This window comes from Frigidibacter sp. ROC022, assembly GCF_024723735.1.
In the GTDB taxonomy this organism is placed as follows: domain Bacteria; phylum Pseudomonadota; class Alphaproteobacteria; order Rhodobacterales; family Rhodobacteraceae; genus SLM-1.
Genome location: NZ_JANQDU010000005.1, coordinates 134,857 through 154,293 on the forward strand (window position 1 = coordinate 134,857; position 19,437 = coordinate 154,293).

General features: G+C 67.6%; 22 protein-coding genes and 2 tRNA genes. 14 read left to right on the forward strand and 10 right to left on the reverse strand.

Annotated elements, in window-relative coordinates; all coding sequences use genetic code 11:
- Positions 1 to 37 precede the first annotated feature (37 nt).
- From NUW50_RS18990 to NUW50_RS19000, 3 genes are all read left to right on the forward strand, one after another.
- Complete coding sequence (locus NUW50_RS18990) at positions 38 to 955, forward strand: homoserine O-succinyltransferase (protein WP_258290750.1); 918 nt, start codon at positions 38 to 40, stop codon at positions 953 to 955.
- Between the two features lie 191 nt (positions 956 to 1,146).
- Positions 1,147 to 2,016 carry a polyphosphate kinase 2 gene (ppk2, locus tag NUW50_RS18995; protein ID WP_258290751.1) on the forward strand — a complete coding sequence of 290 codons (870 nt, stop codon included), beginning with the start codon at positions 1,147 to 1,149 and terminating at the stop codon, positions 2,014 to 2,016.
- Positions 2,009 to 2,626 (forward strand): TetR/AcrR family transcriptional regulator, encoded by a 618-nt coding sequence (locus tag NUW50_RS19000; protein WP_258290752.1) that lies wholly within the window; start codon positions 2,009 to 2,011, stop codon positions 2,624 to 2,626. Before ppk2 ends, NUW50_RS19000 begins: the two co-directional genes overlap by 8 nt.
- Before the next feature lie 10 nt (positions 2,627 to 2,636).
- Here NUW50_RS19000 and aroB read toward each other — a convergent pair whose 3' ends face one another.
- Both aroB and NUW50_RS19010 read right to left on the reverse strand, forming a co-directional pair.
- Complete coding sequence (gene aroB / locus NUW50_RS19005) at positions 2,637 to 3,746, reverse strand: 3-dehydroquinate synthase (protein ID WP_258290753.1); 1,110 nt, start codon at positions 3,744 to 3,746, stop codon at positions 2,637 to 2,639.
- Positions 3,743 to 4,318 (reverse strand): shikimate kinase, encoded by a 576-nt coding sequence (locus tag NUW50_RS19010; RefSeq protein ID WP_443135124.1) that lies wholly within the window; start codon positions 4,316 to 4,318, stop codon positions 3,743 to 3,745. The genes aroB and NUW50_RS19010 overlap by 4 nt, the downstream gene beginning before the upstream one ends.
- Positions 4,319 to 4,493: 175 nt before the next feature.
- On the opposite strand from NUW50_RS19010, the gene NUW50_RS19015 reads away from it, so the two are divergent.
- The 3 genes from NUW50_RS19015 to NUW50_RS19025 all read left to right on the forward strand — a co-directional run bounded on the left by NUW50_RS19015 (position 4,494) and on the right by NUW50_RS19025 (position 7,269).
- Entirely contained in the window at positions 4,494 to 4,628 is a 135-nt protein-coding gene (locus tag NUW50_RS19015; RefSeq protein ID WP_258290755.1) for a hypothetical protein, read from the forward strand.
- A gap of 134 nt (positions 4,629 to 4,762) precedes the next feature.
- Positions 4,763 to 6,328, forward strand: a complete 1,566-nt coding sequence (locus tag NUW50_RS19020) for a hypothetical protein (protein ID WP_258290756.1) — start codon at positions 4,763 to 4,765, stop codon at positions 6,326 to 6,328.
- Positions 6,325 to 7,269: a site-specific tyrosine recombinase XerD gene (locus NUW50_RS19025; RefSeq protein ID WP_258290757.1), complete on the forward strand. Its 945-nt coding sequence runs from the start codon at positions 6,325 to 6,327 to the stop codon at positions 7,267 to 7,269. Before NUW50_RS19020 ends, NUW50_RS19025 begins: the two co-directional genes overlap by 4 nt.
- Positions 7,270 to 7,411: 142 nt before the next feature.
- Here NUW50_RS19025 and NUW50_RS19030 read toward each other — a convergent pair whose 3' ends face one another.
- Positions 7,412 to 8,782, reverse strand: coding sequence for a class II 3-deoxy-7-phosphoheptulonate synthase (locus NUW50_RS19030; RefSeq protein WP_258290758.1), 1,371 nt, complete (start codon positions 8,780 to 8,782; stop codon positions 7,412 to 7,414).
- 208 nt (positions 8,783 to 8,990) lie between these two features.
- On the opposite strand from NUW50_RS19030, the gene NUW50_RS19035 reads away from it, so the two are divergent.
- The 7 genes from NUW50_RS19035 (at position 8,991) to NUW50_RS19065 (ending at position 14,605) form a co-directional block, all read left to right on the forward strand.
- Positions 8,991 to 9,998, forward strand: coding sequence for a GlxA family transcriptional regulator (locus NUW50_RS19035; RefSeq protein ID WP_258290759.1), 1,008 nt, complete (start codon positions 8,991 to 8,993; stop codon positions 9,996 to 9,998).
- Between the two features lie 236 nt (positions 9,999 to 10,234).
- Entirely contained in the window at positions 10,235 to 10,699 is a 465-nt protein-coding gene (locus NUW50_RS19040; protein WP_258290760.1) for a GNAT family N-acetyltransferase, read from the forward strand.
- An 8-nt stretch (positions 10,700 to 10,707) separates the two neighbouring features.
- A complete protein-coding gene (locus NUW50_RS19045; protein WP_258290761.1) occupies positions 10,708 to 12,117 on the forward strand; it encodes a DUF2927 domain-containing protein in 1,410 nt (469 codons plus the stop codon).
- The gene (locus NUW50_RS19050) at positions 12,114 to 12,281 is read left to right on the forward strand and encodes an apolipoprotein acyltransferase (protein ID WP_258290762.1); all 168 of its coding nucleotides are present in this window, start codon (positions 12,114 to 12,116) and stop codon (positions 12,279 to 12,281) included. The genes NUW50_RS19045 and NUW50_RS19050 overlap by 4 nt, the downstream gene beginning before the upstream one ends.
- 57 nt (positions 12,282 to 12,338) lie before the next feature.
- Positions 12,339 to 13,526: a vWA domain-containing protein gene (locus tag NUW50_RS19055; protein WP_258290763.1), complete on the forward strand. Its 1,188-nt coding sequence runs from the start codon at positions 12,339 to 12,341 to the stop codon at positions 13,524 to 13,526.
- Positions 13,527 to 13,571: 45 nt separating this feature from the next.
- A complete protein-coding gene (locus NUW50_RS19060) occupies positions 13,572 to 14,012 on the forward strand; it encodes a hypothetical protein (RefSeq protein WP_258290764.1) in 441 nt (146 codons plus the stop codon).
- Positions 14,009 to 14,605: a DedA family protein gene (locus NUW50_RS19065; RefSeq protein WP_258290765.1), complete on the forward strand. Its 597-nt coding sequence runs from the start codon at positions 14,009 to 14,011 to the stop codon at positions 14,603 to 14,605. The genes NUW50_RS19060 and NUW50_RS19065 overlap by 4 nt, the downstream gene beginning before the upstream one ends.
- Positions 14,606 to 14,618: 13 nt before the next feature.
- Here the strand turns inward: NUW50_RS19065 and NUW50_RS19070 are convergent, their stop codons facing one another.
- The 6 genes from NUW50_RS19070 to NUW50_RS19095 form a co-directional block, all read right to left on the reverse strand.
- Positions 14,619 to 15,158 (reverse strand): DsbE family thiol:disulfide interchange protein, encoded by a 540-nt coding sequence (locus tag NUW50_RS19070; RefSeq protein ID WP_258290766.1) that lies wholly within the window; start codon positions 15,156 to 15,158, stop codon positions 14,619 to 14,621.
- Complete coding sequence (gene ccmD, locus NUW50_RS19075) at positions 15,151 to 15,309, reverse strand: heme exporter protein CcmD (protein WP_258290767.1); 159 nt, start codon at positions 15,307 to 15,309, stop codon at positions 15,151 to 15,153. Before ccmD ends, NUW50_RS19070 begins: the two co-directional genes overlap by 8 nt.
- Entirely contained in the window at positions 15,309 to 16,037 is a 729-nt protein-coding gene (locus NUW50_RS19080) for a heme ABC transporter permease (RefSeq protein WP_258290768.1), read from the reverse strand. Before NUW50_RS19080 ends, ccmD begins: the two co-directional genes overlap by 1 nt.
- 199 nt (positions 16,038 to 16,236) lie before the next feature.
- Positions 16,237 to 16,313 (reverse strand) — tRNA-Asp (locus tag NUW50_RS19085).
- A 447-nt stretch (positions 16,314 to 16,760) separates the two neighbouring features.
- Positions 16,761 to 16,836: transfer RNA gene (locus NUW50_RS19090), tRNA-Val, on the reverse strand.
- Between the two features lie 82 nt (positions 16,837 to 16,918).
- Positions 16,919 to 17,485 (reverse strand): histidine phosphatase family protein, encoded by a 567-nt coding sequence (locus NUW50_RS19095; RefSeq protein ID WP_258290769.1) that lies wholly within the window; start codon positions 17,483 to 17,485, stop codon positions 16,919 to 16,921.
- A 115-nt stretch (positions 17,486 to 17,600) separates the two neighbouring features.
- Between NUW50_RS19095 and NUW50_RS19100 the strand changes: the two genes are divergently transcribed.
- Positions 17,601 to 17,810, forward strand: a complete 210-nt coding sequence (locus tag NUW50_RS19100) for a hypothetical protein (RefSeq protein WP_258290770.1) — start codon at positions 17,601 to 17,603, stop codon at positions 17,808 to 17,810.
- Positions 17,811 to 17,977: 167 nt separating this feature from the next.
- Here NUW50_RS19100 and xylA read toward each other — a convergent pair whose 3' ends face one another.
- Complete coding sequence (xylA, locus tag NUW50_RS19105) at positions 17,978 to 19,282, reverse strand: xylose isomerase (RefSeq protein ID WP_258290771.1); 1,305 nt, start codon at positions 19,280 to 19,282, stop codon at positions 17,978 to 17,980.
- Positions 19,283 to 19,437 lie beyond the last annotated feature (155 nt).

The following is a 19,437-nucleotide window of genomic DNA, read 5'->3' on the forward strand; positions in this document are numbered from 1 at the left end:
TCCTATCTTCGCCTTCCCCGACTTCCGGACCCATCCCATGCCCATCACCCTGCCCGAAACCCTGCCCGCCTATGAGGTTCTGACCCGCGAAGGCGTCTCGGTCATGTCCGACATCCGCGCCGCGCGGCAGGACATCCGTCCGCTGCGGATCGGTCTGCTGAACCTGATGCCGAAGAAGATCCAGACCGAAAGCCAGTTTGCCCGGCTGATCGGCGCCACGCCGCTGCAGATCGATTTCCAGCTGATCCGGATGTCCGAGCATCAGACCAAGACCACCGCCGCCGAGCATATGGCCGAGTTCTACCGGCCGTTCCAGGCGGTGAAGGGCGAGAAGTTCGACGGGCTGATCATCACCGGCGCCCCGATCGAGCATCTGCCCTTCGAGGAGGTGACCTATTGGGACGAGCTCCGCGAGGTCATGGACTGGACCCAGACCAACGTGCATTCGACCTTTGGCGTCTGCTGGGGCGGGATGGCGATGGCCTGGCATTTCCACCGGATTCCCAAGCACATGCTGACGGCGAAGAAATTCGGCTGTTTCCGGCATCGCAACCTGGCCCCGGCCTCTCCCTATCTGCGAGGATTCGCGGATGATTTCGTGATGCCGGTCAGCCGCTGGACCGAGTTGCGCCAGGAAGACATCGACCGCGCCGGGCTGCAGACCCTTCTGACCTCCGAGATCTCGGGCCCCGGGCTGATCGACGACCCGGATCACCGGGCGCTCTATATCGTCAACCATCTGGAATACGATTCGGGCACCCTGAAGGAGGAATACGATCGCGACGTGGCCAGCGGCACGCCGATCAACGTGCCGACGAACTACTATCCCGACGACGATCCCACGAAGCCGCCGAGCAACCGCTGGCGCAGCCATGCGCATCTGCTCTACGGCAACTGGATCAACGAGATCTACCAGTCCACGCCCTATGACATGAACGAGATCGGCACGCTCTAGCCTCCGTCCTCTGTCGGGCCTTGGCCGGGCATGCCCCTTCGCGCAAGGCGACGACGTCGAAGCGCGATCCGCCGCCGGGCCGGTTCGCCGCCGTCAACGGGTGGCCGGTGCATGCCGCCGCCCACCACGCCGGATTGCGTTAGCCGGCGCCAAGGCCCATATATATAGGGAAAACCTGCGGGAGAGACCCAATGCCCCTGCCCTTCGATGGCGCGATCAGCAAATTCTATGCCGAGGAGGCGCCAGACGCGGTGCGCGAGGCGATCAAGAACGGTGATGACAGGGACATCCTGCGCGAGAACTACCCCTATGACCGCTGGATGAAGAAAAAGGAATACCAGAAGGAATACAAGAAGTTACAGCTTGAACTTGCGAAATTTCAGGGCGATGTGAAGGCCACCGGAAAGCGGGTGGTGGTCATTTTCGAAGGCAGGGATGCGGCCGGAAAAGGCGGTGCAATCAATGCCTTCCGGAGCAATCTTAATCCTCGCCAGGCGCGAGTCGTGGCGCTGACCACCCCGACCGAGACCGAACGCGGGCAATGGTATTTCCAGCGCTATGTCGAGCATCTGCCAACGGCCGGCGAGATCGTGATGTACGACCGCTCGTGGTACAATCGCGGCGTGGTCGAACATGTGTTCGGCTTCTGCACCCCGGAACAGCGCGAGGCCTTCTTCCGGCAGCTCCCGAATTTCGAGGCGCTTCTGGTCGATGAGGGCATCCGGGTCTTCAAGCTCTGGCTCAATGTCGGCCGGGCCGAGCAGCTGCGCCGCTTCCTGGCGCGCGAGAACGACCCGCGCAAGCAGTGGAAGCTCAGCACGATCGACGTGCAGGGGCTGTCGCTCTGGGACGAATACTCATCGGCGATCGGCGAGACCCTGCAGCGCAGCCATACCGACGCCGCGCCCTGGACGGTGGTGCGGGCCGACGACAAGTACCGTTCGCGGATCGGCTGCATCCAGACGGTGCTGAGCCAGATCGACTATGCCGGCAAGGACCCGCATGTGGCGTCGATCCCGGATCCCAAGATCGTCGGGGGGCCGGAACTCTGGGATGCCTAAGGCCGGGTATCATCACGGAAATCTGCGCCAGGCACTGGTCGACGCCGCACTGAAGCTGATCGAGGAACGCGGGCCGATGGGCTTCACCCTGTCCGAGGCGGCCCGGGCGGCGGGGGTGACGCCGGCGGCGGTATATCGGCATTTCCAGGGTCGCGAAGATCTGATCGCGGAAGCGGCGCGGCAGGGCTACGAGATATTCGCCGACCTGCTGGAACATGCCTTCGCCAAGGGACAGCCTTCGGCGCTGCACGCCTTCGAAGCGACGGGGCGGGCCTATCTGGCCTTCGCGCGCAAGTTTCCGGGCCATTACGTCGCGATGTTCGAAAGCGGCGTGGCGGTGAACCGCGACCCGGATCTGGCGATGGTCGCGGGCCGGGCGCACGGGGTGATGGAAAAGGCCGCCCGGGAACTGTCCACGCATATCCCGCCGGAAAAGCGCCCGCCCCCGGCGATGTTCGCGGCACATATCTGGGCGCTGAGTCATGGCGTGGTCGAGCTGTTCGCCCGCGGCGCACCGGGCACGCGCTCGCCTTTCCCGCCCGAGGACCTGCTGGAAACCGGGATCGGTGTCTATCTGCGCGGGCTGGGGTTGATCGAACCGGACAACTGACCCCCCCGGATCAGCCCTTCAGCGCCTCGTCCAGCAAGTCACGAACTGCCGCCATATCAACATCTTCCGCGACGAAGCTGTCACCGATGTCGCGGGCCAGGATGAACCGCAGCCGGCCGTCGCGGACCTTCTTGTCCTGTGCCATCAGGGCCAGAAGCCCGTCGGCGTCGGGCAGCTCTCCGGGAATGTCGCGCAGGTTCGCGGCCATGCCCATCGCGGCCAGATGGGCGCGGACCCGGCTGGGGGTCTCCTGGGCGCAGAGGCCAAGCCGGGCCGAGAGGTCGAAGGCCAGCGCGCAGCCCACCGCAACACCTTCGCCATGCAGCAGCCGGTCGGAATAGCCGGTCGCGGCCTCCAGCGCATGGCCGAAGGTATGGCCCAGGTTCAGCAGTGCCCGCTCGCCCTCTTCGGTTTCATCCCGTGCCACGATCGCCGCCTTCATCGCGACCGAGCGGCGCACCGCCTCGGCCCGCAGCGCAGCGTCTCCGGCGGCCAGCGCCGGGCCGTTCCGCTCCAGCCACTCGAAGAAACCGGCATCGCCCAGCAGACCGTATTTCGCCACCTCGCCGTAGCCGGCCAGGAAGTCACGCGGCTTCAGGGTGCCCAGAACCTCGATATCGGCCAACACCAGGCTGGGCTGATGAAAGGCGCCGACCAGGTTCTTGCCGTGCCGGGTGTTGATCCCGGTCTTGCCGCCGACCGAACTGTCAACCTGCGCCAGCAGCGTCGTCGGGATTTGCGCGAAACGCACGCCGCGACGCAGCACCGCTGCGGCAAAGCCGGCCAGGTCCCCGATCACCCCGCCGCCAAGCGCCACCACCAGGTCGCGGCGCTCGACCTTGGAGTCCAGAAGGAATTCCACCGCCTCGGTCAGCCCGGCCCAGCCCTTCGTCGCCTCGCCCGGCGCCAGCGCATGGGACGTGACCTCGATCCCCGCCGACTCCAGCGCCCGGGTCAGGGTTCCGAGGTGCAGCCCGGCGACGGTCCGATCGGTCAGCACCGCGACCCGGGGCCGTGCCAGCAGGGGAGAAAGGTGCCGGGCGGCATCGGCCAGCAGCCCCTGCCCCACCAGCACGTCATAGGCACGTTCGCCCAGTTCAACTCTCACGGTCTCGGTCATGTCTTTCGCCTTGTCAGGACATCGGGCCGGGTCAGCAGGGCTTCGATCACCCGCTCGGCCATGTCGTCGATGGAGTAGCCGGCATCGGCATCGACCACCAGTTCGGCCTTGGCATAGGCCGGTTCGCGCGCCGCCGCCATCTCGACCAGGGTGGCGCGCGGGTCGGCGGTGCGCAGCAGTGGCCGGCTGTCCTTGTGCCGGACGCGCTGCCACAGCAACTCGATCGGGGCCCGCAGCCAGACAGCCACGCCGCGGGCCGCGATGGCCGCCCGGTTCTCGGGCCGCAGATAGGCGCCGCCACCGGTGGAGAGGATGCCCTTGCGCGACGAGGCCAGCAGCCGCGAGATCACCTGCGACTCCTTGCGGCGGAAGAAGGCTTCGCCGTCACGCTCGAAAATCTCGGCGATCGTCATGTTGGCGGCCTTCACGATCTCGGCATCGCTGTCCAGGAACGGCACCGCAAGAGTCCGCGCCAGGGCGGTTCCTACGGCGGTTTTTCCCGCTCCCATCATGCCCACAAGCACGACGGTTCGTTTCAACTGATAGCGCAACCGGCACTCACCCGCGCAAATTTCCGTACCGCGCCTGAATGGCGTGATCTTGCCGGAAATGCTATATAGAATCCGAGATTGGGGACCGGAGCGTGGTCGCGACAGGAGAACGGGCAGAGACACCGGCACTGCGTCGCCCGCTGAACCGGCACTTCATCGACATGAACTAACAAGCAGAAAACGGCGGCAGGCAGGCATGTTTCGGATCATCAAGCTGTTATTCCTGGTTTCGGTCTTGGGGGTTGCGGCGCTGACAGGCTATGCATTCCTGGGAGACATGGCGCCCGAGCGGCAGCCGGTGGAAGTGCCGGTGGTGCTGGTCCCGGGCTGAGTTCCGGATCGCCGGGACCAAGCGACGACGGACAGCAGAGACGAAGAGTTGATGTGCAGGACTGGGAGTAGCGGGTGCGGCGGTTGAGGATGGGAGCAGGAGGCGACAAGGCGCCTCGGCCTGCCGGGAGCGGGTTGGCGCTGATCGCCGCCGCGCTGCTCGGGTCGGGCGCCGTGCGGGCGCAGGACGGGCCGATGTCGGCCATCGACTGGCTGTCGGATTCGGTCCGGCAGCCCTTTCCGGTGGCCGCGATCCCGATCACCCCGCCGGGCCTGTTGCCGGATGAACCCGAAGTGGCGACTTCGGCCGGCACCGAGGAGGTGACGGTGACGCCGCTGGGCCAGGTGTCGCCGGATGCCTCGGGGCTGTTGCCGGTCTCGGTCACCGGCCTGCCGCGCGGGCTCTGGGGGCCGACGGCGGCCGCCGACCTGGGGCGGCTGATCCGCTCGGAACGGGCCGACATGGTGCCGGCGCTGCAGGACCTGCTGATGCAGATCCTGCTGGCCGAGCTTGATCCCCCCTTCGATGCCGATGGCCGCGGGGTGCTGTTCCTGGCCCGGATCGACAAGCTTCTGGACCTCGGCGCGCTGGATGCCGCGGCGGCGATGCTGGACCGGGTCGGCACCACCCACAGCGCCGAAATCTACCGCCGCGCCTTCGACGTGGCCCTGCTGACCGGCAATGAGGACGAGCAATGCCGGAAGCTGGCGCAGACGCCGTCGCTGTCGCCGACCTATCCGGCGCGGATCTTCTGTCAGGCCCGCAACGGCGACTGGGACACCGCGGCGCTGACGCTCGGCACCGCGCGGGCCCTGGGCTTCATCTCGGATTTCGAGGATGCGCTGCTGTCGCGCTTTCTCGATCCCGATCTCTACGAGGGCGAAGAGTTGCCCGCCATGCCGGGGCCGATGACGCCGCTGACCTTCCGGATCTACGAAGCGATCGGCGAGGCACTTCCTACCGGGCCGTTGCCACGGCCCTTCGCCAATTCCGACCTGCGTTCGACCAGCGGCTGGAAGGCCCAGATCGAGGCGGCGGAGCGGCTGACCCGCTCCGGCGCACTGGACCCGGTGCGGCTCATGGCGCTTTACGCCGAACGCAAGCCGGCCGCCTCGGGCGGGGTCTGGACCCGGGCCGCCGCGGTGCAGGCGCTTGACCGGGTGCTGGAGACCCCGGGCGGTCCTGAGCAGGCCGACCCCGAGAAGGTCTCGCGCGTGGTGCTGGCGGCCTGGGATGCGATGGCCGCCGCCGACCTGGAACCGGCCTTGGCGAAGATTTACGGCGAGCGCCTGGGCAAGCTGGGCTTGACCGGCGCGGCCGGTGCGGCGGCGTTCCGCCTGGCCCTGATGACCCCGGAATACGAGGCCGCGGCACAGGCGCGGGAGCCGGCCGATGCCACGGAACGGTTCCTGATCAGCCTGGCCGAAGGTGCCCCCAAGGCCGAGGATGCCCCCGATCCGATCGCCGTGGCGATTGCCGACGGCTTTGCCGCGACCGGCGCTCCGGTTCGGGTGCGGACCCTGCTGGACGAGCAGCGGCTGGGCGAGGCGATCCTGCGGGCGCTGGACCTGGTCACGCTGGGCGCCACCGGCGAGCTGGACGAATTGACTGACGGTCTGGCATTGCTGCGGGCCCTGGGCTTTGAATCGGTGGCGCGCCGCGCCGCGCTGCAGATCCTCATCCTGGACCGGCGCGGATGAGCGGCGGTCCGGGATCTGCGCAGCGCTGGATTTCGACCTTTCTCGATGCCCAGGCGGCCGAGAACTCGGCCTCGGTGAACACGCGGCTGGCCTATGGCCGCGACCTGCTGGATTTCTGCGGCTGGCTGGAGCGGCGCGGCGGCACGCTGGAAACGGCGAGCCAGGCCCAGGTCGAGGATTATCTGGCCGCCTGCGATGCCGAGGGGCTGGCGCAATCGACCCGGGCCCGGCGGCTGTCCTCGATCCGGCAGCTGTTCCGCTTTGCCTTCGAGGAAGGCTGGCGGACCGACAATCCGGCGGTGCGGCTGAAGGGTCCGGGCCGGGCGGTACGCCTGCCGAAGACGCTCAGCGAGGACGAGGTGGACCGGCTGCTGGAAGCGGCGCGCGGCCTGGGCGCCAGCCGTCGCGACCGGCTGCGCAATGCCTGCCTGTCGGAACTGCTCTATGCGACCGGAATGCGGGTTTCGGAACTGGTGACACTGCCGGTCGCGGCGGCCCGCGGCGATCCGCGGATGCTGCTGGTGCGCGGCAAGGGCGGCAAGGAGCGGATGGTGCCGCTGTCGCCCCCGGCCCGCGCCGCGCTGGCCGCCTGGCTGGACGAGCGCGATGCCATGGACGAGGCGGCCCGCAAGGCCACCGGCGCCGCGCCGTCGCGCTTCCTGTTCCCGGGCAGCGGCCGGGAGGGTCACCTGACAAGGCAGGGTTTCCACCGGCTGCTGAAGGAAATCGCCGTCGCCGCCGGGATCAGCCCGGCCAAGGTGACACCGCATGTGCTGCGCCACGCCTTCGCCACCCATCTGCTGGCGCGCGGCGCCGATCTGCGCTCGATCCAGACCCTGCTGGGCCATGCCGACGTCACCACGACCGAGATCTACACCCATGTGCTGGACGAACGGCTGAAGGCGCTGGTGATCGGGCATCATCCGCTGGCCAAGTCCTAGCCGGGCTTGCCTCGTTCGGGCGCAATCGACCGGTTGCGGACGGCAGGAGCCTCCGGCGGGAGTATTTGACACCCGAAGATGAAACCGCCGCCGCCGGCCGGGGCGCCTCGCGGCGGGTGGCCGCGAAGCGTGGTTTCCGGGCTCAGCCTGCGGCGGCGAGGCTGGCGGGCTGGCGCCGGGCCGAGAGTTCCTCGGCCACCAGGAAGGCCAGTTCCAGCGCCTGGCTGGCGTTCAGCCGCGGGTCGCAGGCGGTGTGGTAGCGCGACGAGAGATCCTCGTCCGAGACCGCCCGGACCCCGCCGGTGCATTCGGTCACGTCCTTGCCGGTCATCTCGAAATGCACGCCGCCGGGGATCGTGCCCTCGGCCTTGTGGATCGCGAAGAACTCCTGCACCTCGCGCAGCACCGAATCGAAGGGGCGTGTCTTGTAGCCGCTCGACGACTTGATCGTGTTGCCGTGCATCGGATCGCAGGTCCAGACCACGTTGGCGCCTTCCTCCTGCACCGCCTTGATCAGCCGCGGCAGATTGTCGCCGACCTGACCGGCGCCGAAGCGGGCGATCAGGGTCAGCCGGCCGGGCTCGTTCTTCGGGTTCAGCCGCGCCATCAGCGCCTTGAGATGGCCCGAGGTCAGGGTCGGCCCGCATTTGAGCCCGATCGGGTTCTGCACGCCCTTGAGGAATTCCACATGGGCGCCGTCCGGCTGCCGGGTCCGGTCCCCGATCCAGAGCATGTGGCCGGTGCCGGCCAGCGGCAGGCCCGTGGTGCTGTCGATCCGGCAGAGCGCCTCTTCGTATTCCAGCAGCAGCGCCTCGTGCGAGGTGTAGAAATCGACCTGGGCGAGGTCATGCGCGGTCTCGGCGGTGAGCCCGGCGGCGGCCATGAAGTCCAGCGTGTCCTGGATCCGGTTGGCCATGTCGCGGTAGCGCTCGGCATTGTCGGCATTGGTGAAGCCCAGGGTCCAGGCATGGACCCGGTGGACATCGGCAAAGCCGCCCTTGGAGAAGGCGCGCAGCAGGTTCAGCGTCGCCGCCGACTGGGTATAGGCCTGCAGCATCCGGGCCGGATCGGGGATTCGCGCCTCGGCGGTGAAGTCGAAGCCGTTGATGATGTCGCCCTTGTAGGACGGCAGCTCGGTGCCGCCGACCGTCTCGGTCGGGGCCGAGCGCGGCTTGGCGAACTGGCCCGCCATCCGGCCGACCTTGATCACCGGAACCTTGGCGCCGAAGGTCAGCACCATCGCCATCTGCAGCATGACCTTGAAGGTATCGCGGATGTTGTCGGCGGAGAACTCGGCAAAGCTCTCGGCGCAGTCACCGCCCTGCAGCAGGAAGGCTTCGCCCTTCGAGACCTTGGCCAGCTCGCGTTTCAGGGTCCGCGCCTCGCCGGCGAACACCAGCGGCGGATAATGCGACAGTTGCGCCTCGACCGCGGCCAGGGCGTCGGAATCCGGATAGTCCGGCATCTGCACCCGCGGGAGGTTGCGCCATGCGGTCTTTGTCCACTCGCTCATCAGTCGGCTCCGTCCATCGGAATGCTTTGAAACGCCGAGTTTATAGCCGGGAGTGCCGGGCAGGGAAACCCATGGAAACGCGGTCGGGCAACATTCCCGGGAACCGCAGCGCGCGACACGCGACGTCGCTTTTCCTGTCCATGGCGTCTCTGCCCTCTTGCGCGGTCGCGGCTTTCCTGTTTCGCTCCCCTGCGGATCGGAGAAAGAAGTGCAGACCGCCAGCCGCCAGAATGCCGAAGCACGGGCCGCCAATCGCGCGACGCGACGGTTCGTTTTCGTGCTGCTGCCCGATTTCACCTTTCTCAGCTTCGCCGGCGCCATCGAGTCGCTGCGGCTGGCCAACCGCAATGCGGGCCGGACCATCTATTCCTGGGTGCTGGCCGGCGAGGGTGGCGAGACCGCGACCTGCTCGAACGGGATCAGCCTGGCGCTGGACATGGACCTGACCGAGGTCAACCGCGAGGACACGATCCTGGTCTGCGGCGGCATCGACGTGGCGCAGAATTCGTCGAAGCGGCTGATCTCCTGGCTCCGGCGCGAGGCGCGCAAGGGGGCGGCGATCGGCGGGCTCTGCACCGCGGCGCATACGCTGGCGATGGCGGGGCTGCTGGACGGCAAGAAGGCGACGATCCACTGGGAGAACCAGGACAGCTTCGCCGAGGCCTTCGAGGAGGTGCGGCTGACCAAGTCGGTCTTCGTCGTCGACGGCGGCCGGATGACCACGGCGGGCGGCACCGCCAGCATCGACCTGATGCTGAAGATCATCGCCGACGACCATGGCGAGGACCTGGCCAACGCGGTGGCCGACCAGCTGATCTATTCGACGATCCGCACCGACCAGGACACCCAGCGGCTGAGCGTGCCGACCCGGATCGGGGTCCGGCATCCGAAGCTCTCGACGGTGATCCAGAAGATGGAAAGCCATATCGAGGAACCGGTCTCTCCGGCCACCCTGGCGCGCGAAGTCGGCATGTCGACGCGGCAGCTGGAGCGGCTGTTCCGGCGCTACCTGAACCGCAGTCCGAAGCGCTATTACATGGAACTGCGGCTGCAGAAGGCCCGCAACCTTCTGATGCAGACCGACATGAGCGTTATCAACGTGGCGCTGGCCTGCGGTTTTGCCTCTCCGTCGCATTTCTCGAAATGCTACCGGGCCCAGTACGAGACGACCCCCTATCGCGAGCGCGGCAGCCACGCGGCGCGGCTGTCGATCTGAGTCGCTGGCGGCGGTGGCGGTCTTGCGGATTTCGACAATCGACGGTGGTGCGACGGGTTGTCGCCGGTCCCGGAACGGTCGCAGCGCCCGGTCCTGCCGCAGTTGCCTTTCTGACAGGCAGTCTGCCGGGGCATCGGGCGCCACGGGCCGGTTTTCGGCACCCGGCGCGGCAGGGAGGTTTTGCCAAGCAGAGCCGAAACGGATAAGCCATGGTTCTGACCAGTTGGGGGGCTGACATGACCGAGACTGCCGCATCCGGCAGTGTGACGCTGAGGCCGATCGAGGCCCGGGACCGCAGGGACTGGGGTCGGTTGTGGACCGATTACCTGGCCTTCTACGACACCTCCCTGCCCGTCTCGATCCATGACACAACCTTCGCCCGGCTGACCGGCGACGACCCGGCGCTGCACGGGCTGATCGCCGAGGTCGATGGCCGCCCCTCCGGACTGGTGCATTACATCTTTCACGAGCATTGCTGGACGCCCGAGGGCGTCACCTACCTGCAGGATCTCTATGCCGATCCCGAACAGCGCGGCATCGGCCTTGGCCGGGCGCTGATCGAGGCGGTCTATGCCGCCGCGGACGCCGCCGGTCGGCCATCGGTCTATTGGCTGACCCAGGATTTCAACGCCACCGCGCGAAGGCTCTATGACCGGGTCGGTCGGCTTTCGCCCTTCATCAAGTACACCCGTCCCGCATGAGATTCGCCTTGTCCCTTTCGATCCCCACCCCGTTCCGCCGCCTGGCCCCGCGTCTTGCCCTTCTGGCCGGGCTGGCACTGACCGCCTGCAGCCCGGTGACGCCGGACGCCGCGGTGACCAGCCGGGCCGCCGGGCCGCTGCGGGACACGCTGCCGCCGATGAAGCGGTTCGCAGCCGGCCATGACCGTCGCCCGACCCGGCCGAACAGCGAACTCGCCCGCGATTTCCTCGACCTGACCTTCCAGCTCGAATCCGGCCGGGCCCTGCCGGTGCTGACCCGGTTCGAGGGTCCGATCACCGTCCGGGTCGAAGGCAAGGCCCCGCCGACGCTGGTGCCCGACCTCGAGCGGTTGCTGGCCCGGCTGCGCAACGAGGCGGGGCTGAACATCCACCGGATCAAGTCCGGTCAGGCCAGCGTCACCATCGCCACCGTCTCGCGCGGGGAATTGCAGAGGCTGGTCCCGCAGGCCGCCTGTTTCGTCAGCCCGCGGATCTCTTCCTGGAGCGAATACAAGGCCTCGCGCCGCTCGCCGGTCTCGGACTGGACGACATTGCGCGAGCGGACCCGGATGGCGGTCTTCATCCCCTCGGATGTGGCGCCGCAGGAGATTCGCGACTGCCTGCACGAGGAGCTGGCCCAGGCGCTCGGCCCGGTGAACGATCTCTACCGACTGCCGGATTCGGTGTTCAACGACGACAATTTCCACACCGTCCTGACCGGATTCGACATGCTGATGCTGCGCGTCACCTATGCGCCCGAGCTGCATTCGGGGATGTCCAAGCCCGAGGTCGCGGCCCGTCTGCCGGCGCTGCTGGCACGGCTGAACCCGCGTGGCGGGCAAGGTGGTATCGGCGTGGCTTCCGAGACGCCACGGCTCTGGGTCACCTCCATCGAGACCGCGCTTGGCGCACGCACCCCGGCTTCGCGCCGCCGCGCCGCCGCCAAGCAAGCGGTATCGCTGGCCAATGCCCAAGGCTGGAATGACTGCCGGCTGGCCTTTTCGCTCTATGTCCTGGGCCGGCTGTCGATCGCGGCCGAGCCGGAACAGGCGCTTGCCTCGTTCCTTCAGGCAGAGGCGATCTATCGCGCACGGCCCCAGACCCGGTTGCAGGCCGCGCATGTGGCAATGCAGCTGGCGGCCTATGCGCTGTCTTCGGGCAATACCGACGCCGTGCTGCATCTGGCCGATGCCAATATCCCCGCCGCCGCAAGGGCCGAGAATGCAGCGCTTCTGGCACAGTTGATGCTGATGAAGTCCGAGGCGCTGAAACTGTCTGGCCGCCGCGACGAAGCCCGGGTAGTGCGTCAGGATGCCCTGGGCTGGGCCCGCTATGGATTCGGCTCGGATGGCGAGGTCCGTGCACGGGCCGGAGAGATCGCCGGGCTGGTGCCGGGCTTGAGGGTGGCCGCGAAATGATTGTTCTGGGATTTCTCGTGATTGGTGCGCTGATCGGCGGCTCTAAGGCGCGGCGGCGCGGTGGCAACCGGCTCGACATCGCGCAATATGCAGCTGTCTATGCCATTGCCTTTGCGCTGCTGGGCATGATCCTGACCATCGCGATCGACCGTTCGCTGAGCTGACGCGGCGCTTGTGACGGTCCGCATCTGCGGCCGGCCGTGATACCTTGGGGGTCGTTGATGTTCCTGCCCTTCTTCGACAGCCTTCGCCGCCACGCCGTTCCGGTGTCGCTGCGGGAATTCCTGGCCTTTCTCGAAGCGATGTCGCAGGGCCTGGCGACCTATGACGTGGAGGCCTTCTACTACCTCGCCCGGTTGACCATGGTGAAGGACGAGCGGCACATCGACCGCTTCGACCGCGCCTTTGCCGAGTCGTTCCAGGGGCTGGAGGCGGTGAGCGTCGAGAAGGTGCTCGAGGCCATGGATCTGCCCGCCGACTGGCTGGAGAAGCTGGCCGAAAGGCATCTGACCGCCAAGGAAAAGGCCGAGATCGAGGCCCTGGGCGGGTTCGAGAAGCTGATGGAGACGCTGCGCAAACGGCTGGAAGAGCAGAAGGGCCGGCATCAGGGCGGCTCGAAATGGATCGGCACGGCGGGCACCTCGCCCTTCGGGGCCTATGGCTACAATCCGGAAGGGGTGCGGATCGGCCAGTCCGAGAGCCGGCATCAGCGGGCGGTCAAAGTCTGGGACCGACGCGAGTTCCGCGACTACGACGACCAGATCGAGATCGGCACGCGGCAGATCAAGGTGGCGCTGCGCCGGTTGCGCAGATGGGCGCGCGATGGCGCGGCCGAGGAACTGGACCTCGACGGAACGATCCGGGCCACGGCCGAGCATGGCTGGCTGGATATCCAGGTTCGGCCGGAGCGGCGCAACGCCGCGAAAGTGCTGCTGTTTCTTGATGTCGGCGGTTCAATGGACCCGCATGTGCGACTGGCCTCGGAACTGTTCTCGGCGGCGAAGTCGGAGTTCCGGCATCTCGAGCAGTTCTATTTCCACAACTGCCCCTACGAGGCACTCTGGCGCGACAATCGCCGACGCTGGGACCAGCGGACACCGACATGGGAGGTGCTGCGGACCTACAACTCGGACTGGCACGCGATCTTTGTCGGCGATGCCGCGATGTCGCCCTACGAGATCAGCTATCCGGGCGGGGCCAACGAATATTACAACGAAGAAAGCGGCGAGACCTGGCTGCGGCGCTTCGCCCGGCACTGGCCACGGCATCTGTGGATCAACCCGCTTCCCGAATCGAGCTGGAAACATACCCATTCGATCGGCATGATCCGGCAGATCCTGGACCCCGACCGCATGGTGCCGCTGACCCTGGAGGGCCTGACCCGCGGCATGCGCGCCTTGTCGCATTAGCGACCGTGACTTGACCCCGCCGCCCGGCCCCCGGACAGTGACGCCATGACCGCCCTGAAAATCCTCTGGCACCGCCACCGGCTGCTCAGCCTCGCCTTCCTGGCGGCGCTGACACTGACATGCGTCTTCGCGGTGCGGGGGCTGTTGCTGATGCCGCTGTTCGGGGCGCCGCCGCCCGATCCCCCGATCGAGGGCTGGATGACGCCGCGGCTGGTGGCGCATGGCTGGCACCTGCCGCCGGAAGTGCTGGGAGCGGCGCTCGGCATCGAGCCGGGCTCGGCCAAGGGGCGGACACTGGAACAGATCGCCCGCGATCAAGGCCGGACCGTCGAGGAACTGGCGGCCAGCATCGAGGAAGCGGCGCTGATGCACCGGGCACTGAAGGGCATGCCGCCTCTGCCTCCGCCGCCGAGCCCGGATTTCGTACCTGCCCCGCCGCCCGAGCCGGCCCCGGCCCCGCCAGCGCCAGAGAAGACCGACCCATGACCGACCTGCTGCTCGGTCTGGTGCCAAGCTGGGGGCCGGTCCTGCTGTTTCTGGCGACCTTCCTGTCCTGCCTGGCCCTGCCGGCTCCGGCCTCGTTGCTGATGCTGGCGGCGGGGGCCTTTGCCGCAGGCGGTGATCTGCTGCTGTCCACCTGCATACTGGGCGCGTTTTCGGGCGCGGTGCTGGGCGATCAGGTCGGGTTCCAGATCGGACGCTATGCCCGTGACGCTGTCTGGCGGCTGGCCAAGGACAGGTCCGCCAAGGCGCTTCTGGAGCGGGCGCAGGACTATGCCGCGCGCCGCGGCCGGCTGGGGGTGTTCCTGTCGCGCTGGCTGTTCTCGCCGCTGGGTCCCTATGTCAACTTCATCGGCGGCGCCACCGGGATGGGCTGGCTGGCCTTCACCACGGCGGGCGTGCTGGGAGAGATGGTCTGGGTCACCGTCTATGTCGGCACCGGCTATGGCTTTGCCGACCGGTTCGAGCAGATGGCAGAGCTGGCCGGCAGTTTCTCGGGCGCGGTCTCGGCGGGGCTGGTGGCGTTGATCCTGGGGGCGATCCTGCTGCGGCTGGCCCGACGGCACCGAAAGGGCTGAGCCAGAGGCGGGCCTATTCCCCCGCCGCTTTGGCCAGCGCCGGGCGCAGCGTGTCCTCGATCGACCGCTGGGTCAGCGGCCCGGCGAACCGCAGCACGATCTTTCCGTCGCCGTCGATCACGAAGGTCTCGGGCACCCCGTAGATTCCCCAGTCGAGCCCGGTCCGGCCCTTGGCGTCCGCCATGACCCCGGCATAGGGAGAGCCCATCTCGGCCAGGAAGCCGATGCCCTTCTCGGGCGGGTCCTTGTAGTCGATCCCGTAGATGGTGATCCCCTCTTCGGCCAGGGCCTTGAGGTTGGGATGCTCTGCCCGGCAGGGCGCGCACCAGGAGGCCCAGAAGTTCACCAGCTTGACCCCGGGCGCCGACAGGTCGGCGGCATCGAAGCCCGGATGATCGCCCAGTTCCACCACGCTCAGCTCCGGTGCCGGGCCCCCGGCGCGGGCCGAAGGTAGGGCATCGGGGTCCTGCCGTCCCATGCCCCAGAGGAACACCGCCACGAGCCCCGCGAAAAGCAGCGGCGGCAGGATCATCATCGGCGAGACTTTAGCCATTTCCGGCCTCCCTGCGTCGTTCGGCCTCGGCCAGGCGCTGCCGCACCGACCGCGCCCGGACCCAGGTCACCAGCACCAGACCGCCCAGCAGCAGCAGCGTCGCGCCATAGGCGCTGAGCACCGTGAAGGCGTATTTCCCAAGATCGGGCATCAGGCCATCCGCTCCCGCGCGTCCAGCGCCTGCAACCGCCGCAGCCGGATCTCGGTCCGTGTCCGCACCAGCACCAATGCAAGGAACAGAAGGATGAACCCGGCGATCGAGACCAGCAGCGGAAAATAGAACACGTCCGCCACGTTTTCCTTCTTGTCGAGCGACAGCGAGGCCGGCTGATGCTGGCCCTGCGACCAGAACACCGCCGCATAGCGCGACAGCACCGCGAAGACCGAGCCGACAAGGCAGAGCACCGAGGTCAGGTCGGCGGCGGTATCCGGCGCCTCGATGGCGCTCCAGAGCGCCATGTAGCCCAGGTAGAACAGGAACAGGATCAGGAACGAGGTCAGCCGCGGATCCCAGACCCACCAGGTGCCCCAGGTCGGCTGGCCCCAGAAGGCGCCGGTGACCAGCGCGATCAGGGTCAGCACCGCGCCCACCGGCGCCGCCGCCCGAGCCGCCAGGGCGCTGACATGATGCCGCCGGATCAGCCAGATCAGCGAGGCGACCAGCATCATCACCCAGGCGTTGATCGCCATCATCGCCGAGGGCACATGAATGTAGATGATCTTGACCGAGGCACCCATCCGGCGCTCGTCCCCGGTGAAGAAGAACCCCCAGATCAGCCCGGTGGCCAGCGCCGCGACGGCCAGCACCGACAGCGCCGGGACCAGCTTCTCGGTGGTCTCGATGAATTTGCGCGGATTGGCGTATTCCCAGAGCGACATGGCGCCTCCTGCCGGTGCTCACCCGCTTTACCCGGCTTCCGGCCCGAGGACAATTCGCCGAAAGCCCACCTTTCGGTGAGCGCCGTGGCGTCGTCCTGCCCGTTGACGGAAAAGCGCGGTTCCCTTTCCCGTGGCGATGCCCGGAAGGGGCATCCGCCGAAGCACACAGCCATATGCCGTGCATCTGCGGGAAGGGAAGTGGCGCGGTTGACGGGACTCGAACCCGCGACCCCCGGCGTGACAGGCCGGTACTCTAACCAACTGAGCTACAACCGCGCGTGAGGGGCGAGATAGGGGAAGCGTCGGGGGGCGTCAACACTAATCTTCGCCCAAATCGACCAAGATGTGACGGAAACCGAAAACCCTGCCCGGCAGAGGCATTTCCGGCCCCGTCCCGAGCCCCGAAAACCGCGGTCAGACGGCCGCGTTCCGGCCGTCCGCGCCCGGCTCGACCCGGTTGCCAGGGACCACGGCCCCCGGAAGCCGACCGCGATTCCGATGCTCAACCCGCTGCAGGGCCGCGGGAAGATACCGACGAAACTGCCGTCGGACGCGAGTCCCTGCCCACCGTCTCGGGCCGCTGGAAGATATGCGCCGGGAAATCGCCGCGATCTATCCCGGCAGGTTGGTCATTGGTGAAGATCTGCGGCTGATTCCCGTCCAGGGCCCCTGCCCCGGCATCGCCCGGGCCCGTGGCTGCGCCTTCCGGCGCCGGTGTCCGGCTGGTGGGTGATGAGAGGCTCGAACTCCCGACATCTTCGGTGTAAACGAAGTGCTCTACCAACTGAGCTAATCACCCGCTCGGGACCAGCCGGACCGGGCCTCGGTCTAGCCCGAAGGCCGGGGCCAGAGCAAGGGGGCCGCCCCGCCGCGCAGTGCAGCTATTCCAGCCGCCGCGCGATGCCGTCCTTCAGGTGGTGCACAACCCCCTGCCCGCCCGGCAGTTCGGCAATCTCCTCGATCGACAGGCCCAGCAGCGCACCGCGCAGGAACATCGAGGTGATGCCATGCGTGACGATCACCGCCGGGCCTTGCAGATCGGCCACGAAGGACCGCGCCCGGGCCGCGACCCCTTCGAATCCCTCGCCCGGCGTGGTGTCATACCAAAAGAAACCCCTGCCTTCGCCGAAGGCCTCGGGGCCGGTGCCGCCCTGGGCGGCGATCTCGGCGGCAGTCAGCCCGTCCCAGGCGCCGAGGCTGATCTCGCGCAGCCTTGCATCGGTGATCGGTCTTGCCTCGGGCAGTGCCAGCGCCGCGGTCGCCTGCGCCCGCCCCTGCGGGCTGACATGGACCGGCAGCCCGTCGGCCCCGAGTTCGCGCAGGATTTCGCCCTGCCGCCGCGCCTGCGCCCGTCCCAGTTCGGTCAACGGGCTGTCGAGCGCGCCCTGCATCCGCCGGGCGGCGTTCCATTCGGTCTGGCCATGGCGCAGGATGTAGATATCGCTCATCTCTCGGTCCCCTTCCCGGCCGGCCATAACCTGCCCCGACGCGACAGGCAACGCAGGCCCTGGCAATCCGCGAATCGTGCTATCCTCTCGGGCATCCAAGGCAACAGGTGATGGCATGGGCGGAAGCGAACCGGGAGCACTGGACCTTCCGAAACGGATTGCCAAGCCGGCCCGCCGGGCGCTGCACGGCGCCGGGGTGTTGAGCATGCGCGACCTGGAACGCTTCAGCCGGGCCGAGCTGCTGGCCCTGCACGGGTTCGGACCCAAGGCGCTGGAAGTGCTGGGACCGGAACTCGACAAGGCCGGGCTGCGGCTGCGCGACTGAGCGGCCCGCCGCGCCGGACAACGGCCCCGGTGTTCGGCTGACGACGGCTTCCCCGGACTCGCCGACAGGCCGGGCCTCGGCAGGCCCCATGCGCAACGGGAAACCCCCGCGAAATGGGTCAAGTCAATCCGCGAAGGCAAGCCCTGCCCTGCAACAAGCGCGATCGCTCAGAGATAGCTGTTGATCAGGTTCTCCAGCCGTTCCTGCCGGCCCGAGCGCGGCTGCGGGTCGATCCCGTCGGCCAGCACCCGCTCGGAAATGCTGTCGAGCGTCCCGCTCTTCAGCATCGCCTGCGCCTCGGGGCTGTTCCAGCCCGCGTAACGCTCGGCCCGGGCGGCTTCCAGCTTGCCGTCCTCGAACATCCGCGCCGCTGCCTTGAAGGCCCGGGCGCAGGTGTCCATGCCGCCGACATGGGCCAGGATCAGGTCTTCCGGGTCCAGGCTCTGGCGCCGCAGCTTGGCGTCGAAATTGGTGCCGCCGGTGGTAAAGCCGCCGGCCTTGAGGATTTCGTAATAGGCCAGCATGACCTCGGGCACGTTGTTGGGAAACTGGTCGGTGTCCCAGCCGGACTGGTAGTCGTTCCGGTTCATGTCGATCGAACCGAAGATACCGAGGCTGGCGGCCAGAGCGATCTCGTGCTCGAAACTGTGCCCTGCCAGGATTGCATGGCCCTGCTCGATGTTCACCCGGACCTCGTTCTCCAGCCCGAAGCGCTTGAGGAAACCATAGACGGTGGCGACGTCGTAATCGTACTGGTGCTTTGACGGCTCTTGCGGTTTCGGCTCGATCAGGATCGTGCCCTTGAAGCCGATCTTGTGCTTGTGCTCGACGACCATCTGCAGGAACCGCCCGGCCTGTTCGGCCTCGCGCGTCAGGTCGGTGTTGATCAGGGTCTCGTAGCCCTCGCGTCCGCCCCAGAGCACATAGTTCTCGCCGCCCAGCCGATGAGTCGCATCCATGCAGGCCTTCACCGTCGCCGCCGACCAGGCAAAGACATCCGGGTCCGGGTTGGTCGCGGCGCCGGACATGAAGCGGCGATGCGAGAAGAGATTGGCGGTGCCCCAGAGCAGCCGGGTCCGACCCGCGGCAATCTTCTCTTCGAAGATGTCGATGATCGCGTTGAAATTGTCGAGGGATTCCGCAAACGATCCGCCCTCGGGCCGGATATCCGCATCGTGGAAGCAGAAGAAGGGCACATCGAGGATGTCGAACATCTCGAAGGCGACATCGGCCTTGAGCTTCGCATGGTCCAGCGTCTCGCCGAACCAGGGGCGCTCGAAGGTCTGCCCGCCGAACGGGTCGCCGCCGGGCCAGGCGAAACTGTGCCAGTAGGCGGCGGCGAACCGCAGGTGATCCTCCAGCCGCTTGCCGAGGATCACCTCGTCCTTGTCGTAGTGCCGGAAGGCGAATTCCGAGCCGGCCTCCGGCCCCTGATAGGTGATCTTCGGGATTCCCTTGAAGAAGTCGCTCATGGTCTTGGCCCTCGTTGCAGATGCGCCGCGCCGGGTGCGGCAGGAGATGTCTCGCGGCCCGCCTGCGGCGGAACGCTCGGGTGGGACTGCGTGGCAAGGTCGGTCGCCACGGCGGATGGAGCGCCGGTGGCACGGTCGGAGCCTCCGGCGGGAGT

Excerpts from the sequence above, each read along its gene's own strand:
- NUW50_RS18990 (WP_258290750.1), top strand. The coding sequence starts at position 38 with ATGCCCATCACCCTGCCCGAAACCCTGCCCGCCTATGAGGTTCTGACC.
- ppk2 (WP_258290751.1), top strand. The coding sequence starts at position 1,147 with ATGCCCCTGCCCTTCGATGGCGCGATCAGCAAATTCTATGCCGAGGAG.
- NUW50_RS19000 (WP_258290752.1), top strand. The coding sequence starts at position 2,009 with ATGCCTAAGGCCGGGTATCATCACGGAAATCTGCGCCAGGCACTGGTC.
- aroB (WP_258290753.1), bottom strand. The coding sequence starts at position 3,746 with ATGACCGAGACCGTGAGAGTTGAACTGGGCGAACGTGCCTATGACGTG.
- NUW50_RS19015 (WP_258290755.1), top strand. The coding sequence starts at position 4,494 with ATGTTTCGGATCATCAAGCTGTTATTCCTGGTTTCGGTCTTGGGGGTT.
- NUW50_RS19025 (WP_258290757.1), top strand. The coding sequence starts at position 6,325 with ATGAGCGGCGGTCCGGGATCTGCGCAGCGCTGGATTTCGACCTTTCTC.
- NUW50_RS19030 (WP_258290758.1), bottom strand. The coding sequence starts at position 8,782 with ATGAGCGAGTGGACAAAGACCGCATGGCGCAACCTCCCGCGGGTGCAG.
- NUW50_RS19040 (WP_258290760.1), top strand. The coding sequence starts at position 10,235 with ATGACCGAGACTGCCGCATCCGGCAGTGTGACGCTGAGGCCGATCGAG.
- NUW50_RS19050 (WP_258290762.1), top strand. The coding sequence starts at position 12,114 with ATGATTGTTCTGGGATTTCTCGTGATTGGTGCGCTGATCGGCGGCTCT.
- NUW50_RS19055 (WP_258290763.1), top strand. The coding sequence starts at position 12,339 with ATGTTCCTGCCCTTCTTCGACAGCCTTCGCCGCCACGCCGTTCCGGTG.
- NUW50_RS19060 (WP_258290764.1), top strand. The coding sequence starts at position 13,572 with ATGACCGCCCTGAAAATCCTCTGGCACCGCCACCGGCTGCTCAGCCTC.
- NUW50_RS19065 (WP_258290765.1), top strand. The coding sequence starts at position 14,009 with ATGACCGACCTGCTGCTCGGTCTGGTGCCAAGCTGGGGGCCGGTCCTG.
- NUW50_RS19070 (WP_258290766.1), bottom strand. The coding sequence starts at position 15,158 with ATGGCTAAAGTCTCGCCGATGATGATCCTGCCGCCGCTGCTTTTCGCG.
- ccmD (WP_258290767.1), bottom strand. The coding sequence starts at position 15,309 with ATGCCCGATCTTGGGAAATACGCCTTCACGGTGCTCAGCGCCTATGGC.
- NUW50_RS19080 (WP_258290768.1), bottom strand. The coding sequence starts at position 16,037 with ATGTCGCTCTGGGAATACGCCAATCCGCGCAAATTCATCGAGACCACC.
- NUW50_RS19095 (WP_258290769.1), bottom strand. The coding sequence starts at position 17,485 with ATGAGCGATATCTACATCCTGCGCCATGGCCAGACCGAATGGAACGCC.
- NUW50_RS19100 (WP_258290770.1), top strand. The coding sequence starts at position 17,601 with ATGGGCGGAAGCGAACCGGGAGCACTGGACCTTCCGAAACGGATTGCC.
- xylA (WP_258290771.1), bottom strand. The coding sequence starts at position 19,282 with ATGAGCGACTTCTTCAAGGGAATCCCGAAGATCACCTATCAGGGGCCG.